General features: G+C 70.5%; 10 protein-coding genes and 1 pseudogene. 6 read left to right on the top strand and 5 right to left on the bottom strand.

Annotated elements, in window-relative coordinates:
* Positions 1-98 precede the first annotated feature (98 nt).
* Both RPQ07_RS03540 and RPQ07_RS03535 read right to left on the bottom strand, forming a co-directional pair.
* Positions 99-587, bottom strand: a complete 489-nt coding sequence (locus RPQ07_RS03540; protein ID WP_313948766.1) for a carbonic anhydrase — start codon at positions 585-587, stop codon at positions 99-101.
* 222 nt (positions 588-809) lie between these two features.
* The gene (locus RPQ07_RS03535; protein ID WP_313942515.1) at positions 810-1,727 is read right to left on the bottom strand and encodes a nitroreductase/quinone reductase family protein; all 918 of its coding nucleotides are present in this window, start codon (positions 1,725-1,727) and stop codon (positions 810-812) included.
* 821 nt (positions 1,728-2,548) lie between these two features.
* On the opposite strand from RPQ07_RS03535, the gene RPQ07_RS03530 reads away from it, so the two are divergent.
* Positions 2,549-3,601 (top strand): LacI family DNA-binding transcriptional regulator, encoded by a 1,053-nt coding sequence (locus RPQ07_RS03530; RefSeq protein ID WP_313942514.1) that lies wholly within the window; start codon positions 2,549-2,551, stop codon positions 3,599-3,601.
* A gap of 65 nt (positions 3,602-3,666) precedes the next feature.
* Positions 3,667-3,797 (top strand): annotated as a pseudogene (locus RPQ07_RS03525) (IS5/IS1182 family transposase); the annotation flags it as partial.
* Positions 3,798-3,835: 38 nt separating this feature from the next.
* On the opposite strand, the gene RPQ07_RS03520 reads toward RPQ07_RS03525, so the two are convergent.
* On the bottom strand, positions 3,836-4,033 hold the full coding sequence (locus RPQ07_RS03520; protein ID WP_313942513.1) for a hypothetical protein: 198 nt from the start codon (positions 4,031-4,033) through the stop codon (positions 3,836-3,838).
* Positions 4,034-4,553: 520 nt separating this feature from the next.
* Between RPQ07_RS03520 and RPQ07_RS03515 the strand changes: the two genes are divergently transcribed.
* Complete coding sequence (locus RPQ07_RS03515; protein ID WP_313942512.1) at positions 4,554-4,955, top strand: SMI1/KNR4 family protein; 402 nt, start codon at positions 4,554-4,556, stop codon at positions 4,953-4,955.
* A 123-nt stretch (positions 4,956-5,078) separates the two neighbouring features.
* Here the strand turns inward: RPQ07_RS03515 and RPQ07_RS03510 are convergent, their stop codons facing one another.
* Positions 5,079-5,606, bottom strand: coding sequence for a GNAT family N-acetyltransferase (locus RPQ07_RS03510; protein WP_313942511.1), 528 nt, complete (start codon positions 5,604-5,606; stop codon positions 5,079-5,081).
* A 495-nt stretch (positions 5,607-6,101) separates the two neighbouring features.
* On the opposite strand from RPQ07_RS03510, the gene RPQ07_RS03505 reads away from it, so the two are divergent.
* From RPQ07_RS03505 to RPQ07_RS03495, 3 genes are all read left to right on the top strand, one after another.
* Positions 6,102-8,285: a discoidin domain-containing protein gene (locus RPQ07_RS03505; protein WP_313942510.1), complete on the top strand. Its 2,184-nt coding sequence runs from the start codon at positions 6,102-6,104 to the stop codon at positions 8,283-8,285.
* Between the two features lie 239 nt (positions 8,286-8,524).
* Complete coding sequence (locus RPQ07_RS03500; protein ID WP_313942509.1) at positions 8,525-9,583, top strand: NAD(+)/NADH kinase; 1,059 nt, start codon at positions 8,525-8,527, stop codon at positions 9,581-9,583.
* Positions 9,584-9,890: 307 nt separating this feature from the next.
* On the top strand, positions 9,891-13,268 hold the full coding sequence (locus RPQ07_RS03495; RefSeq protein WP_313942508.1) for a pyruvate carboxylase: 3,378 nt from the start codon (positions 9,891-9,893) through the stop codon (positions 13,266-13,268).
* Positions 13,269-13,299: 31 nt separating this feature from the next.
* Here RPQ07_RS03495 and RPQ07_RS03490 read toward each other — a convergent pair whose 3' ends face one another.
* Complete coding sequence (locus tag RPQ07_RS03490) at positions 13,300-16,206, bottom strand: helix-turn-helix transcriptional regulator (RefSeq protein WP_313942507.1); 2,907 nt, start codon at positions 16,204-16,206, stop codon at positions 13,300-13,302.
* Between the last annotated feature and the right edge of the window lie 169 nt (positions 16,207-16,375).

Genomic DNA, 16,375 nt, shown 5'->3' with positions numbered 1-16,375 from the left:
CTCTCTCTTCGTACGGAGGCGGAGGCAGGGGCAGGCAGGGTGGGAAGCGGTGGTGCGGCCGGGGCCCGGGGGCGTGCCGTGACGGATGCCCGAGGTGGTCAGGCGACTTCCGCGAGGTGTCCGGTGGCCACGTCGAACACGAACCCCCGGACGGAATCGGTGTGCGGCACGAAAGGGCTCGCGGAAATGCGGCGGATCGACTGCCGGACGTCATCCTCGATATCGGAGAAGGACTCCGCGGACCAGGGCGGCTTGATTCCGGTCTCTTTCCCGATCTGTGCCTTGAATCCGTCGTCGGTGAACGTGAGCATCCCGCAATCGGTGTGGTGAATGAGGATGATCTCGCGGGTGCCGAGGAGTCGTTGGCTGATGGCCAGCGAGCGGATCTCGTCGTCCGTCACCACGCCGCCGGCATTGCGGATGACGTGCGCCTCGCCGTCGTCGAGGCCCAGGATCGCGTACACGTTCAGCCGCGCGTCCATGCACGCGACCACGGCGACCTGCCGCGAGGGCGGGAGGGGAAGGGGCCCGCTGAACGATGCGGCATAGGCCTGGTTGTTGGTCAGGTATTCGTCGGTCGCTGAGATCTCCGGCATGGTGAACTCGCCTTCTCCGGTGCGGTCTTCGGCAACGTAACGACCGGAAAATCGAACGGGGAAGGGGCGGCCCGACATGGCCACAGGGCTGCAATGAAGCGGCAATGTTCCACGGTTGTGTGAACCCGGGGCCCGTGCGAACCGAGGGGCATGCGTGGGCAGGGCGGGCGGCGGATCACCACATCCGCCGCCCGCCCGTTCACACCTCAGGTGCTACTCGGCGGGACCCGCACCCGGAGGCGGACCCGGCGGGAACGGGACCTCCGCCAGCACGGGCAGCAGCCACTGCTCCTCGTAGTCGAGATGGGCTGTCAGTTCGACCGTCATCCGGTCCAGTTCGGCGAGGAACTGCCGCGGATCGGCGGCGCCGATGTCGGCCAGCAGCGCCGCCAGTTCGTCCTTGATCCGGGCCACGGCCCCGTGCTCCTGGCGGAGTCGGTCGAGCACGGGCACCAGGTCCGGGTGGTAGTGCGCGATGGCGGGGAAGATGTGCGCGTCCTCGCTGGTGTGATGGAACGTCAGGGTCTCGCAGAACGCCAGACAGTGCTGCCGGATCTGGAATCCGAGCCCGGGTGCCGCTGACGCACCGGGCCCCCGCGCCGCGCGCGCGGCGAGGTGTGCGTCGGCCTCGGCCCGTACGTGGCGCAGCTGGGAGCGCAGCCAGGTGTGGACCTCCAGGAGTTTGTCGGCCAGGGTGTTGATCGGCCGCGGCTGCTCCTCCGGCTCGGTGCGTTCGAGTACCACGACCGGCAGCGTCCGGGTCGTGAGGGCCTGGTAGTCGGCATAGCCGGGTGACACCGCGACGACACTCTCGAACAACCGGTCACGGCGGGCCCTTTCGGCGGGTACCGCGACGGCTTCGAAGGACTCGGTGCCGATCTCCACCTGGACGAGGGGGTGGGCGAGCAGGTTGCGGTACCAGTCGGGGTGCCGGGAGGCTCCGAGGTTGGACGCGACGATCAACAGCAGATCGCCGTTGCGCACATAGCCGAGGGGTGTGGTGTGCTCCTTGCCGGACTGCGCGCCGGTCGTCGTCAGCAGAAGGAGATCACCGCCCTCGAAGGGGCCGCCGACCTTTCCCCGGCCGGCTCGGAACTCCTCGATGACGTGCTGGTGGGAGGACGTGGACATACGGTCTCGATACTCCTGAACGGTGAGTGACGGCGCTCGATGACGCCGAGGGATCGCCCAAGGGATCGCCGGCGGACGGCGAGGGAGGGCGAGGGGGCGGTTGTGACCTGGGACGGCCGGGTGCCGCCGGACATCGCGGGTGCTGCCGGGCACGGGACCGGGTCACGCGGCCCGGCAGCCGTGCACCACGCACCCCGGGACTCGGGGCGATGGCGGCAGGACCGGCCGAGGCTGCGCACGGACCGCGGCACGGCTGCGTACGGATGACCTACGGATGCGGCAGAACGAGATGAACAGGGCGCATGAGGAGAGCGTGGCGCGCAACCGCCGATGGGTGCGCGGGGACGCTCAGGTCAGACGCAGGTCGCGGAGTGTGAACTCATGGCGGGACCCTTCGATGTACGGTGATCGCCCGATCGCCGGCCGGCCCACTGCTCTGTGGCCGACGCCGCGCGTCACGCCGGTCATTACAACCAGCCCCGCGCGAGTCTGTCAACGCCGGCCTGAGCGCGCTGTCGGGCCTCAACTCGCTCTCGCGCTAAGCCTTGACAGCTCCTTGACAGCTCGGGGAGCGTTCTCCAGCGTCTGCGGGAGAGCGCTCTCTGCACCGCCGGTCAAGGAAGTTCCTTCGCGCGCAGTCGGGAGAGCGTGTTGTTCGGACAACTCACTGCCGCTGTTGAACCGGATGGGGCTGCACCGCAGCGATGTGCACGCGGGGCACGGCATGCGAAGGACTTCGGTCCTCGCTGCGTTAGGTGTCAGGCGCAACCATCGGGGGAACAGGCCGCCGCACCGCCGGTACCTGCCGGTATAAAGAGGTCATGACTGCCGACGTGCCCCCGTCCACACGTCCCGTGACCCTCGAGGATGTGGCCCGGGTGGCCGGCGTCTCCCGGGCCACCGTTTCCCGTGTGATCAACGGTGCGCCGACGGTGGACCCTGCGCTCCGGCAGATCGTCGAGGAAGCCATCGCCGCCACCCACTACGTACCCAACCGCGCCGCCCGGTCGCTGGTGACCCGGCGTACCGACTCCATAGCCCTCGTGGTCTCCGAGCAGGAACAGCGGTCCGTCGCCACCCCGTTCATCGGGCGGATGTTCACGGACCCCTACTTCGGGCGGGTGGTCGGCGGACTGCTCGACGTGCTGCGCCCGGCCGGGGTGCAGATGATGCTCATGCTGGTGGACGACGAGGTCTCCCGCGGCCAGTTGCTGTCCTATCTGCGGCAAGGGCATGTCGACGGCGTGGTGCTCGTCTCCGCCCACGGCGCGGACCCGTTGCCGCAGATGATCACCGAGACGCGGCTGCCCGCCGTTCACGCGGGGCGGCGTGCGCAGCTCACCGGCGTCACTTATGTCGAGGTGGACCAGCGCGCGGGCGTCCAGCTGGCCGCCGACCACCTGGTGGGGCTCGGCCGCCGGCGGATCGGCACCGTGACGGGTCCGCAGGACATGCCGGCCGCACAGGAGCGTCTCGACGGGTTTCTCGGCGCGATGGCGCGGCACGGCATCGACGATGTCGCCTGTGTCGAGGGCGACTTCACCCATGCGGGAGGAGCCGCCGCGATGAAGCAGCTCCTGGCCGGGCGGCCCGACCTCGACGGTGTCTTCGTCGCCTCCGACCTGATGGCGCTCGGCGCGCTGCCGGTGCTCGCGCGGGAAGGCCGCAGGGTGCCGCAGGACGTTGCTGTCGTCGGTTTCGACGACAGCAACGCCGCCCTTGCCTGTGACCCTCCGCTGACGACCGTGCGTCAGCCGGTGGAGGAGATGTCGTCCGAGATGGCCAGGTTGCTGCTGCGGCAGATCAACGAGCCGGGACTGCGCCCGCCGTCGGTGATCTTCCATCCGGCCCTGGTGGTACGCGAGTCGGCCTGAGCGTCTGTTGGGAAGCTCAAGGTGGAAGCCGCTTGCACGTGCGGTGTCGGCGTAGGGCCTGGCAGATGCTGCGCGGCACCCTGTTCGGGCTGCACACCGGCTTCCCAGGGGAGTACCTGCCGCAGGAGTTGGGCTTCCGCCCGGGATGACGCGCTGGCGGCGGCTGCGGGACTGGAGCGAGGCAGGCGTCCGGCAGTAGTTGCCGGTTCCCCAGGGTTCGAGTTCGCCGAAAGGTCAGGAACTGGCGACGGGGCTGCGTCGTTGCAGGATCCACCGGTGTACGGGCGGTGTCATGCCGGCACCCACGATGAACCCGATCGTGACGCTCAGGCTCGCGAACGCGAGCATCCCGATAACTGCGCACAGAACCACGACGGTTACCACCAGGCCGGCGATTCTGATACGCGAGGGCATCTGGTTCAGCCAGCTCACAGCCGAGAAAGTCGTGAGATACAGGGTGGAGCCGAAAGCGGCCGACGCGAGAGCGGTGACCGGTGGTCCGTCTACTGCTGTACTTGCAGCATCCGTCGCTGCTACTACCGCTGTTGAGCGTCGTGTTCGGCGGAGCAGCATGAACACTATCGATCTTGGCGGGGTGATCAACTCATTCGAGCAATCGCTGAGGTTCCCTCGCTCAACCGTCCACCGGGTCGCGCGCCTCTGACATCGATCGGTGAGCCAACGGGACTCGCTTGCGGAGCAGCGCGACGCCGGCCCGGCCGAACGTCCGGCGTTTGAGCATCTTGATCCGGTGACGTGGCCTTCGAGTGAGGGATCCATCTCGCCACCACACGGGGTGCCGGCGGTTGCGCGGTGACCGGCCGTGGCGAGGTGCGAAACGCCAGATGTTCGGAGGAGTGAAACTTCCTCTCCTCCGGAAGGCGGGTCCTGCTCACCGCATCTCGAGGCAGCCACCGCCACCAGGCGTGACCGGCCTTGATAGAACGGCCTCATGAGTTCGAACGACGACCAGATCGCGCAGGCCGAGAGCCGCTTCGGAGTCCGATTTCCCGAGGACTACCGACACTTCCTGGCTACGGAGGGGAGCATGGCCCAGTTCGTTACTCCTGCGGACGACTTCCTGATGATCAATGCCATTGCAGAACTCATCGAAGTCAATGAAGCCGGCGACTTCCAGGAACGCTTCCCCCGGAGCGTCGTCATCGGCGGGGACGGAAGCCGCGAAATGCTCACCTACGACTTCCGGCAGGAACCTCCGTCTCTGGTCCTGCTCGACGTCTCCGCTCACGACTGGTCGTCGGCCATCCATCAGGCAACTTCGTTCTCAGCCCTGCTCGCGCAGTTCCCCGAAACCGGGTGGAAATGGGACGACTCCGAGCCCTCGCCCTCCTGAGAGGCATCCTCACGGCATTTGTGCCTGATCCGCGTTTCGCCGGCAGTCGTTGATCAACCCGGCTCGCGATGTTCGCGAGAAATGACGGTGGTGCCGTGACCGGGCACGGCCCGATGCCCGTGCTCAGCCGAAGTCGGCGGCCGATGGGGCCTCGCGGGTCATGGGCAGGGTTGGCAGTCTTCCTCGCCAGAGGTAGCGCTCGCCTGTGACCTCAAAGCCGTGGCGTCGGTAGAACCGGATCGCGCGTTCGTTGTGGTCGGTGACCCCCAGGCGGATGCGTGAAGGCCCTGCCCAGGTGAGGAACTCGGTCATCATGTGGCCGCCGAGTCCCTGACCCTGGGCATGGTCCAGCAAGTACATCGGTCCGAGGGTGACCGATTCGTCCCGGTGGCCGCAGAGATAGCCGACGATCTCCGTCTCGGACCGGACGACACGGCAGAAGTGTGGGGCGGGGTGCTGGTTCGCCACCTCGATGAACTCTCGCCACTGCGTGATGCCTTCCGCAGTGGCGGATGAACCGCGGTGCTCACGGATCCAGGACTCATCGATCCCTGCGTCTGCGTTGAGGTAGTTCTGCAGCCAGTTCCGCAGGTGCAAGGGCCCCAACGTCGCGGCGTCGTCAGGCTGAGCGGCGGTGATCGCATACGTCATGCCAGACCATTCCGGTGCACCGGACACGTCGCCGGGCGACTGCCCCGGGGAGGTTCAGCCGGCTCTGATGGGCTCTTCGGCTCGGGCTCGCCGCCCTTCGGTGCTGGAGGGCGGTGGCGGGCCGGCCCTGCGGGGTGTTCCTCGGTGCCTTCCTGGGAGGGTCCCTGCGAACTCCTCCAGCGGGTGAGGGTGTTGCGGCACAGAGAGAGCGCTCCCCGCAACCGGGAGCATGGGCGTCACCTTTGAACCGTCAAGTATTGCGGACAGGTCAATTCAACTCGCGTGCTCGGTTACGGCGTTGAGGGCCCCAGGAGTTGATCCGGCCCGCCGTACGCCTTTAGATCCTGAACACTACAGGCATGCAAGGGCAGTTGACGAACGATCGTGTGCACAAGTCTTGACGCGGCTGTCTGACAGGTTGAGCATCGACAACGGTGAGAGAGCGCTCTCTCATGCGCGCGTTCGCCCCCACCCCTGACATCACAGGAGCCGCTGATGCCCGCCACCCTCGCCAGACCCCTGCGCCCACCCGCCGGCCCCGCGCAGCACCGCACATTGACGGCACTCGTCATCACCGCCCTCGTCGCGACCCTGCTCGGCATCCTGCCCGCCTCGCCGGCGCAGGCGGCACCCGTCCTGCTCTCCCAGGGCAGGACGGTGACCGCCTCCAGCCAGGAGAACGGCGGGACACCCGCATCCGCCGCGGTGGACGGCGACAACGGCACCCGGTGGGCGAGCGCGTTCAGCGACCCGCAGTGGATCCAAGTCGACCTCGGCACCAGTGCCACGGTGAACCAGGTCGTCCTCGCCTGGGAGACGGCCTACGCCAAGGCGTACCGCGTCGAGTTCTCCACCAACGGCACCAGTTGGACCACCGTGCACTCCACCACCACCGCGACCGGCGGCACCGAGACGCTCAACGTCTCCGGCACCGCGCGCTACGTCCGGGTGTACGGCACGGCCCGTGCCACCCAGTACGGCTACTCGCTCTGGGAGTTCAAGGTCTACGGCACGACGGACGGCGGCCCGCAGATACCGGGCGGCGGTGACCTCGGCCCCAACGTCGTCGTCTTCGACCCGTCCACCCCGAACATCCAGGGCAGGCTCGACCAGATCTTCCGGCAGCAGGAGTCCGCGCAGTTCGGCAGCAGCCGCTACCAGCTGCTCTTCAAGCCCGGCACGTACAACAGCATCAACGCGCAGATCGGCTTCTACACCTCCATCTCCGGCCTCGGGCTGAACCCGGACGACACCACCTTCAACGGGGACGTGACCGTCGACGCCGGCTGGTTCAACGGCAACGCCACGCAGAACTTCTGGCGCTCCGCCGAGAACCTCGCGCTCAACCCGGTCAACGGCACCAACCGCTGGGCGGTCTCCCAGGCCGCGCCCTTCCGCCGTATGCACGTCAAGGGTGGGCTCAACCTCGCGCCGACCGGTTACGGCTGGGCCAGCGGCGGCTACATCGCCGACAGCAAGATCGACGGCACGGTCGGCCCGTACTCGCAGCAGCAGTGGTACACCCGTGACAGCTCGGTCGGCGGCTGGACCAACGGCGTCTGGAACATGACCTTCTCCGGTGTACAGGGGGCACCGGCGCAGAGCTTCCCGAACCCGCCGTACACCACGCTGGAGACCACCCCGGTCTCCCGCGAGAAGCCCTTCCTGTACCTCGACGGCAACGAGTACAAGGTGTTCGCGCCCGCCAAGCGGGTGGGGGCGCGCGGCACCTCGTGGGGCAACGGCACGCCGCAGGGCGAGTCGATCCCGCTCAGCAGGTTCTACGTGGTCAAGCCCGGTGCCACCGCCGCCACCATCAACGCGGCCCTCGACCAGGGGTTGCACCTGCTGTTCACCCCCGGCGTGTACCACGTCGACAGCACGATCAACGTGAACCGTGCCAACACGATCGTGCTCGGTCTCGGGCTCGCCACGATCATTCCGGACAACGGTGTGACCGCCATGAAGGTGGCCGACGTGGACGGTGTGAAGCTGGCTGGCTTCCTCATCGACGCGGGACCGGTCAACTCCCCGACCCTGCTGGAGGTCGGTCCGGCCGGATCGTCGGCGGACCACGCGGCGAACCCGACGACCGTCCAGGACGTGTTCATCCGCGTCGGCGGCGCGGGCCCCGGCAAGGCCACCACCAGCATGGTCGTCAACAGCGACGACGCGATCATCGACCACACCTGGGTGTGGCGCGCCGACCACGGCGACGGCGTGGGCTGGGAGACCAACCGCGCCGACTACGGGGTCCGGGTCAACGGTGACGACGTGCTGGCCACCGGACTGTTCGTCGAGCACTTCAACAAGTACGACGTGGAGTGGTACGGCGAACGCGGCAGAACGATCTTCTTCCAGAACGAGAAGGCGTACGACGCACCCAACCAGGCCGCCATCCAGAACGGCGGCACCAAGGGGTACGCGGCCTACAAGGTCGCCGACTCGGTGAACACGCACGAGGGCTGGGGGATGGGCAGCTACTGCTACTACAACGTCGACCCGACGATCCGGCAGGACCACGGCTTCCAGGCCCCGGTGAAACCGGGCGTCCGATTCCACGGCCTCCTCGTCGTCTCGCTCAGCGGCAACGGACAGTACGAGCACGTCATCAACAACACCGGCTCACCCACCTCGGGAACGTCGACCGTGCCCTCGGTCGTCGCCAACTTCCCGTAGACCGGGTCCGGCGGGGCGGGCATGCCCGCCCCGCCGGCCGCAGGCGCGTGCCTCTGGGGACACGCCGAGGGCTCACCTCACCGGCCGGCGCCGCACTCCGCGGTGCCGGCCGGATGCCGTGCCGCCGACTACCGGGTGAACGTGCACGGCTCATCCAGCCGCCTGCGGCGCGCCGCGTCCGCTCCGCACACCTCTCTGATCGTTGATCGTGCGAGGCGTACGACCGGAGAGGACTCGACATGACAGTGAAGCGAGTGGGACTCGTGGTGCACCGGGGGCGCCCCGAGGCCGTGGCGGCGGCCGATGTCGTGACCGCATGGTGCGCGGAGAACGACATCGCCTGCACCGAGACCGACGTGTGGAACCTGGGCGAGCAGCGGCACAGCGCGCGTGAGGAGGTCGATGCCGCCGGGCATCCCGATCTCATCGTCACTCTGGGCGGTGACGGCACCTTCCTGCGGGGAGCCCGGCTGGCCGCCGAGAGCGACGCGGTCGTCCTCGGGGTGGACCTGGGCACGGTGGGTTTCCTCACCGAGGTCCCCGCGGCGGACGTCCGCCGGGCACTCGACGCCGTGCACGCCGGGCGCGCCCGGGTGGAGACCCGCATGCTGCTCACCATGCGTGCCTCACGTCGCCTCCAACTGCCCCAGGAGATGGAGACGGTGCTCTGCTACGGCCGGGGCCCGATGCTGCCGCCCCCGGTCGTCCCCGACGAGTCCGACCAGGGCGGGTGGGGAGTCTCGCTGCACGTCCGGGCGGTCAACGACGTCGTGGTGGAGAAACTCGTCCGCGACCGCCAGGTCGCCCTGGGCGTCTACGTCTCGGGGCGGCTGCTCGCCTCGTACTCCGCGGACGCCGTCCTGGTCGCGACCCCCACCGGGTCCACCGCCTACAGTTTCGCCGCCGGCGGTCCGGTCGTGTCGCCGTTCGCCGAGGCCGTGGTGTTCACTCCGGTCGCCCCGCACATGACCTTCAACCGGTCCGTCGTCGCCGCCCCCGACGAGCCGATCGGGCTGCGGGTCCTGCCGCACTCCGGACGGGCCGCGGTGAGCGTCGACGGTCAGCTGCGGGGGCTGCTCGACCCCGGCGACTGGATCGGCGTCTTCGCCGCCGAGCGCCGGCTGCGGGTGATCCGGTTCGGACCGACCGACTTCTACGGCCGGCTGCGGGACCGGATGGGGCTCACGGACGCCCCGGCGGCCGCGGCGGCGGGCGACCCCGCGCGTCTGTGGCCGGCCTCGGAACCGGTCCCCGCCGATCTGCAACACCTGCGTCTGCCCCCTGGCTACGACGTCTGAAACAGGCGGGCGGTGTCGGTCATCCCACGGCGCCATCCGTTGCGAGCTGGACGAACCGGCCGGTAACTTACGCGCACCGGTCATCACCGCTTCGCGATCCGTCGCAGGTCGTCCGGTACGGTGGCCACGCTCCGGCCTCCCATCACCAGACATCGGCCGGTGCGGTGCACAGCGTGGTGCACCGATCAGCGAACTCATCGACACCGTCCACGACGACACCCTCCACGAGGGCACCGGACGCCTCAGGCGCCGGTGGCGACAGCGCCCGTCCCGAGGCCGCCGGCCCGCGACACGACTGGGGAGTTTGATGTTCGGCAAGGTATTGGTCGCCAACCGCGGTGAGATCGCCATTCGCGCGTTCCGCGCTGCGTTCGAGCTCGGCATCTCCACGGTGGCGGTCTTTCCGCACGAGGACCGCAACTCATTGCACCGGGCCAAAGCGGACGAGGCGTATCAGATCGGCGAACCCGGCCATCCCGTGCGGGCCTACCTGTCCGTGGACGAGGTCGTCAAGGCCGCCCAGAAGGCGGGGGCCGACGCGATCTACCCCGGCTACGGATTCCTCTCGGAGAATCCGGACCTGGCCGCCGCCTGCGCGGAGGCCGGCATCACGTTCGTCGGGCCGCCGGCCTCGGTCCTCCATCTGACCGGCAACAAGGCCCGTGCCGTCGCGGCGGCGAAGGAGGCCGGTGTACCGGTCCTCAAGTCGTCGGAGCCGACCACCGATGTGGACGCGCTCGTGGCGGCCTCCGAGGACATCGGCTTCCCCGTCTTCGTCAAGGCCGTCGCCGGCGGCGGCGGCCGGGGCATGCGCCGGGTCGCCGAGCCCGGCGAGCTGCGCGAATCCATCGACGCGGCCATGCGCGAGGCGCAGTCCGCGTTCGGCGACGCCACCGTCTTCCTCGAGCAGGCGGTCGTCAACCCCCGCCACATCGAGGTGCAGATCCTCGCCGACGCCGAGGGCAACGTGGTGCACCTGTACGAGCGCGACTGCTCGGTGCAGCGGCGTCACCAGAAGGTCGTCGAGATCGCCCCGGCCCCGAATCTGGACCCCGACCTGCGGGCGCGCATCTGCGCCGACGCCGTCGCCTTCGCCCGGCACATCGGCTATGTGAACGCGGGCACCGTCGAGTTCCTCGTCGACGAGCGCGGCAACCACGTCTTCATCGAGATGAACCCCCGCATCCAGGTGGAGCACACGGTCACCGAGCAGGTCACCGGCCGTGACCTGGTGATCGGACAGCTGCGCATCGCGGCCGGGATGTCGCTGCCGGAACTGCGGCTCACCCAGGACGACATCGAGCTGAACGGCACCGCGCTCCAGTGCCGGATCACCACCGAGGACCCGGCCAACGGCTTCCGGCCCGACACCGGCACCATCTCCGCCTACCGGTCACCGGGCGGCCCCGGCGTACGGCTCGACGGCGGCACCGTGCACACCGGCGCCGAGGTGTCCGCGCACTTCGACTCGATGCTCGTCAAGCTGACCTGCCACGGGCACGACTTCGCGAACGCCGCCCGTCGGGCGCGCCGCGCCATCGCCGAGTTCCGCATCCGCGGTGTGTCCACCAACCTGCCCTTCCTCGGCGCCGTGCTCGACCACCCCGACTTCCGGGCCGGCCGTATCACCACGAGCTTCATCGACGAGCACCCGGAGCTCATCCGCGCCCGCCCCTCCGCCGACCGCGGCAGCCGTATGCTCAGCTATCTCGCGGAGACGACCGTCAACCGGCCCCACGGCCCGCGGCCGCAGGTCATCGACCCCGTCGACAAGCTGCCCGCCGTCTCCCTCACCACACCGGCGCCCGACGGCTCCCGGCAGCGCCTCGCGGCTCTCGGACCGGAGGCGTTCGCCGCCGAACTGCGCAGGCAGAAGGCCGTGGCCGTCACCGACACGACGTTCCGTGACGCCCATCAGTCCCTGCTCGCGACCCGGGTGCGGACCCGCGATCTGCTCGCCGTCGCCCCCTACGTCGCCCGGACGGCTCCGGAACTGCTCAGCCTGGAGTGCTGGGGCGGCGCGACCTACGACGCGGCGCTGCGCTTCCTCGCCGAGGACCCCTGGGAGCGGCTCGCCCAACTGCGCGAAGCGGTGCCCAACATCTGTACGCAGATGCTGCTGCGCGGACGCAACACCGTCGGCTACACGCCCTACCCGACCGAGGTGACCGAGGCGTTCGTGGCCGAGGCCGCGGCGACCGGTATGGACATCTTCCGCATCTTCGACGCGCTCAACGACGTCAACCAGATGCGGCCGGCGATCGACGCGGTGCGGGCCACGGGTACGGCCCTGGCGGAAGTCGCCCTGTGCTACACCGCCGATCTCTCCGACCCCGCCGAGTCCCTCTACACGCTGGACTACTACCTGCGCCTCGCCGAGGAGATCGTCGAGGCCGGGGCGCACGTCCTGGCCATCAAGGACATGGCGGGCCTGCTGCGCCCGCCGGCCGCCCGCACGCTGGTGACCGCGCTGCGGGAGCGGTTCGATCTGCCGGTGCATCTGCACACCCACGACACGGCCGGCGGACAGCTCGCGACACTGATCGCCGCGATCGACGCGGGAGTCGACGCCGTGGACGCCGCCGTCGCGTCGATGGCGGGCACCACCAGCCAGCCGCCGCTGTCGGCGCTGGTCGCCGCGACCGACCACAGCGAGCGGGCCACCGGGCTCTCGCTCCAGGCGGTCGGTGATTTGGAGCCGTACTGGGAGGCGACCCGGAAGGTCTACGCGCCGTTCGAGTCCGGTCTCGCCTCGCCCACCGGCCGGATCTACCACCACGAGATTCCGGGCGGCCAGCTGTCGAACCTGCGCCAGCAGGCCATCGCGCTCGGCCTGGGCGACCGGTTCGAACTGATCGAGGACTGCTACGCCGCGGCCGACCGGATGCTGGGCCGCCTGGTGAAGGTGACCCCGTCGTCGAAGGTCGTGGGCGACCTGGCGCTGCATCTGGTGGGCGCCGGTGTGGAGGCCTCGGACTTCGAGTCCGATCCGGGCAAGTTCGATGTCCCGGACTCGGTGATCGGGTTTCTCCGCGGCGAGCTGGGCGACCCGCCCGGCGGGTGGCCGGAGCCCTTCCGTACCCGTGCGCTGCAGGGCCGACCGGAGAAGGCGGACGCCCCGACCCTCGACGACGAGGACCGGCGAGGTCTTGCTCAGACGCGCAGGGCGACCCTGAACCGGCTGCTGTTCCCCGGGCCGACCAAGGAGTTCGAGGCGCACCGTGAGTCCTACGGCGACACCTCGGTCCTGCCGACGCGCGACTTCCTCTACGGCCTGGAGCCCGAGACCGAGCACACGGTCACCCTCGAACCCGGAGTGACCCTGCTGATCGAGCTGGAGGCCATCTCGGAGGCCGACGAGCGGGGCTTCCGTACGGTCATGGCCACCCTCAACGGGCAGTTGCGGCCGGTGGCCGTGCGGGACGAGTCCGTCGCGACCGAGGTCAAGGCGGCGGAGAAGGCGGAGCGCGGCAACGAGCGTCATGTCGCGGCGCCGTTCGCCGGAGTGGTCACCCTCCAGGTCGCCGAGGGTGATTCGGTGGACGCCGGTCAGACGGTCGCCACCATCGAGGCGATGAAGATGGAGGCGTCCATCACCGCCCAGAGCGCGGGCACCGTGAGCAGGCTCGCGATCGGCAGGATTCAGCAGGTCGAGGCGGGCGATCTGCTCATCGAGCTCGGCTGACGCACACCGCGGACGGTCCGGCGCGCGCCCCTCAGGGGCCCGCCGGGCCGTCCGTCGTCTCCGGCGGCGGACGGTGCGCGGGCCAGGAGTTCAGCGCGGTGGCCAGCTGCGCGCGCGAACGGACGTCCAGCTTCTGGTAGATGCGGGTCAGCCGGGCCTCGACCGTCTTCACGCTGAGGTAGAGCTTCGCCGCCGCCTCCTGGTTGCTGGCGCCCTCGCGGACCAGTGCCGCGAGACGCAGCTCCGCCTCCGTCAGGGAGTTCTGAGCGCCGCCGCGGGCAGGATCGGGCTCGGCCGATCGGGACGGCGTCTCCGCCGCCAGCGCCAGCCAGGGCAGTGCTCCCGTGCGTTCGAAGACCGCGGCCGCTGTCTGGAGGGCGTTCTGAGCGGAGGAGCGCCGTCGGCGACGGCGCTCGACGCGGGCCAGCGCGATGAGGGCCCGCCCCCGCTCCAGCGGCAGTCCCGCCGCGTCGAACCGCTCGGCGGTCTCCGTCAGCAGCTCCGCCGCCTCCTCGGGCTTGCCGCTCGCCGCCAGATACAGCGCGTACGCCCGGTCGCAGCCGAGCAGTACGGTCGTCCGGCCGAGCCGTTCGGCCACCGGGCGGACACCGGAGAGGAGGAAGGCGGCCTCTTCCGGGGCGTCTCCGGCGACCAGCGCCTCCGCCAACTCCTCGTGCCAGCGCAGCATCGACGGGTCCACGGTCGACTGGGCCTGCTCGTCCGCGCGGACACGGCGCAGCGTCTCCACGGCTTCCGTCACGTCGCCTGCGACGAGTTGGACCCGGCCGAGCGCGTAGAGACTGCGGGAGAGGAAGACCCGGTCACCCTCCTCCTCGGATGCCTGGACACTGCGCCGGGCGTAGCTCGCGGCGCGCGCGAAGCTGCCGCCCGCGGTCTCGGCGAGGGCCAGGGCGTACCAGGCGGGCCCGGGGGACAGCCCGGCCTCCAGGGTCAGGGCGAGGGACCGTCCGGCGTGGGCCACCGCCGCGGCACACAGGCCCTGGCGGGCCTCGATCTCCGCGAGCGTCCGGAAGAGTTCGATGGCGTCCTCGACGGTGCCCCGCCGCTCGACGAGCGGCAGCAGCGCGTTCAGCTGATCGCGGGCGTCGGTGAGCCGGTCGTCGAACAGGGCATGACGGATCGTCAGGATCTGGGCCGCGTTGCGGATGCCGAGCGGACGGTCGACCAGTTCGAGCGCGCGCGCCTCCGCGAGCACCCGCTGCTCCTCCGCGGAGCCGAGGACCCGTTCCATGCGTGCCTGCACCGTCAGGGCCCGGGTCGCCGTCTGCCGGTCACCCACCGAGGCTGCGAGCCGGGCCGATTCGACGGCGGCCGCGCGGGAGCGTACGGGATCACCGTCGGCGAGCACGTACTTGACCGCCAGCCTGAGCTGGACGGCCGCTCGCAGGGCCGTGTCGTCCTCCGAGTCCTCCATGGCGTGCACATAGGTCTCGTCGAGGTCGCCGAGCCCCTGGCCCGCCGTGTCCAGCACCGCGAGACGTGCGCGCACCCGGTCGGCGGGGGTGGCGTCGCGGGCCAGCAGATCGGTGGCGGCGCGCATCGCGAGATCCGCGCGTGCCGCCCGCGCGGCTTCCTCGGCCGCATCCACGAGCCGCGCTATCCGCTTCCCGCCGTGCTCGACGGGTGTGGACTCGGCGGCGAGCAGGGCGAGTTCGGCGGCCAGGGCGCTGTTGCCGCGGCGGCGCGCGGTGTCGGCCGCCGCGGCGACCTCCTGCGCGAGGTGTTCGTCGGGCGCGTCGGCGGCCAGCGCCCGGTGCCGTACCGCTTCGACGGGGTCGTTGACCACGCGGGCCAGTGCGGTGTGCCCCGCGCTGCGCTCGTTCCAGCAGGCGTCGTGCACGAGTGTGGACGGCAGGACGCCGGCGCTGAAGGCGACGGTGCCGTCCTCGGTGAGCGTGATGAGGTTCGCCCGCTCGGCGGCGGCGAGGTCGGCCTCTGCCGTGGCGCGGCCGGCGCGGCGGATCAGAGCCGCCGTCGGCCGCAACGCCAGGGCGGCGAGCAGCAGGGTGGCGCGTACGGCCGGGGAGGCGGCGCCCAGGAGCTGCCGGGCGAGGTCGCGGGCACGGCCCGACAGCGACAGTGCCTCGGCGTGGTGGACCGGTGTCCGGGCGTCGGCGAGCGAACGGCCGACGGCGAGCGCCAGCCGGGGATTGCCGCCGCTGGCCCGGTGGATACGGCCGGCCATCCGGGACGGCAGCCGGTGGTGGACGAGGAGCTCGGCGATCTCGTCGGCGTGCAGGGCCGGCACGAACAGCACATCCGCCTCGGAGGGCACCCACAGAGCTTCGGGGCCTGACGGGTCCTGCGGGGGCTCGCCGGGTCCCGGAGCCGTGGGGGAGTACGCGGAAGGGGTCTCGGCGGCGATGACCCGCAGCGCCGGCGGAGCCAGATGCAGCGCGAAGCGCAGCAGGTCCGCGCTGTCGGCGTCGATGTGCTGGACGCCGTCGACGACGAGCAGGACCGGAGCCCGCGCGGCGAGGGTCCGCAGGATCTGGGCCAGGGCGAGCCGCAGCGCGATGGGATCCCAACCGCCCTCGGGGATGGGCGCCTCGCGGCACAGCATGGCGACGGCGCTGCGCTGCGGTCCGGGCAGTGCTTCGAGTGCGTCGGCCGCTCCGGGACCGCCGGGCCCGGCGGGGGATGGGGCGGCGGGCCACGACACGGAGGCCCGGACGGACGCGAGAAGGGCGGCCGCCGCCGCTCCGGGTATGTCCCGGTCGGCGGGCAATGTGGCCAGCCAGAGCACGGTCTCGCCGCGGGACTCGGCCTGTGCGGCGGCGGCCAGGGCCATCTCCGTCTTGCCGATTCCGGCGGGACCGGTGAGGAGCGCGCGCCCCCGGGTGTGCAGGACCCGCTCGAGCCGGGCCAGGAGCTCGGCCCGCCCGACCGGCGCGGGGCGGTGAACCGTCGACGTCACGCCCTTCACCCCCCTTGTGACCTGCGCAGGTCTCTGCCTGTGAGTGCAGAGCATACGAATCAGGCCACGGCAGTCCAGGCCCCGCGTCCGACATTCGGACGCGAGGTCCGGGAACGGCGGTGGGGCGCGCCCGCGGAATGTGCCGCGAACGCGCCCCTGACCAGCCCTG

Source organism: Streptomyces sp. AM8-1-1, assembly GCF_032229325.1.
Classification (GTDB): domain Bacteria; phylum Actinomycetota; class Actinomycetes; order Streptomycetales; family Streptomycetaceae; genus Streptomyces; species Streptomyces achmelvichensis.
The sequence above is the reverse complement of the archived record's forward strand: the minus strand, read 5'-3'. Positions and strand labels throughout refer to the sequence as shown.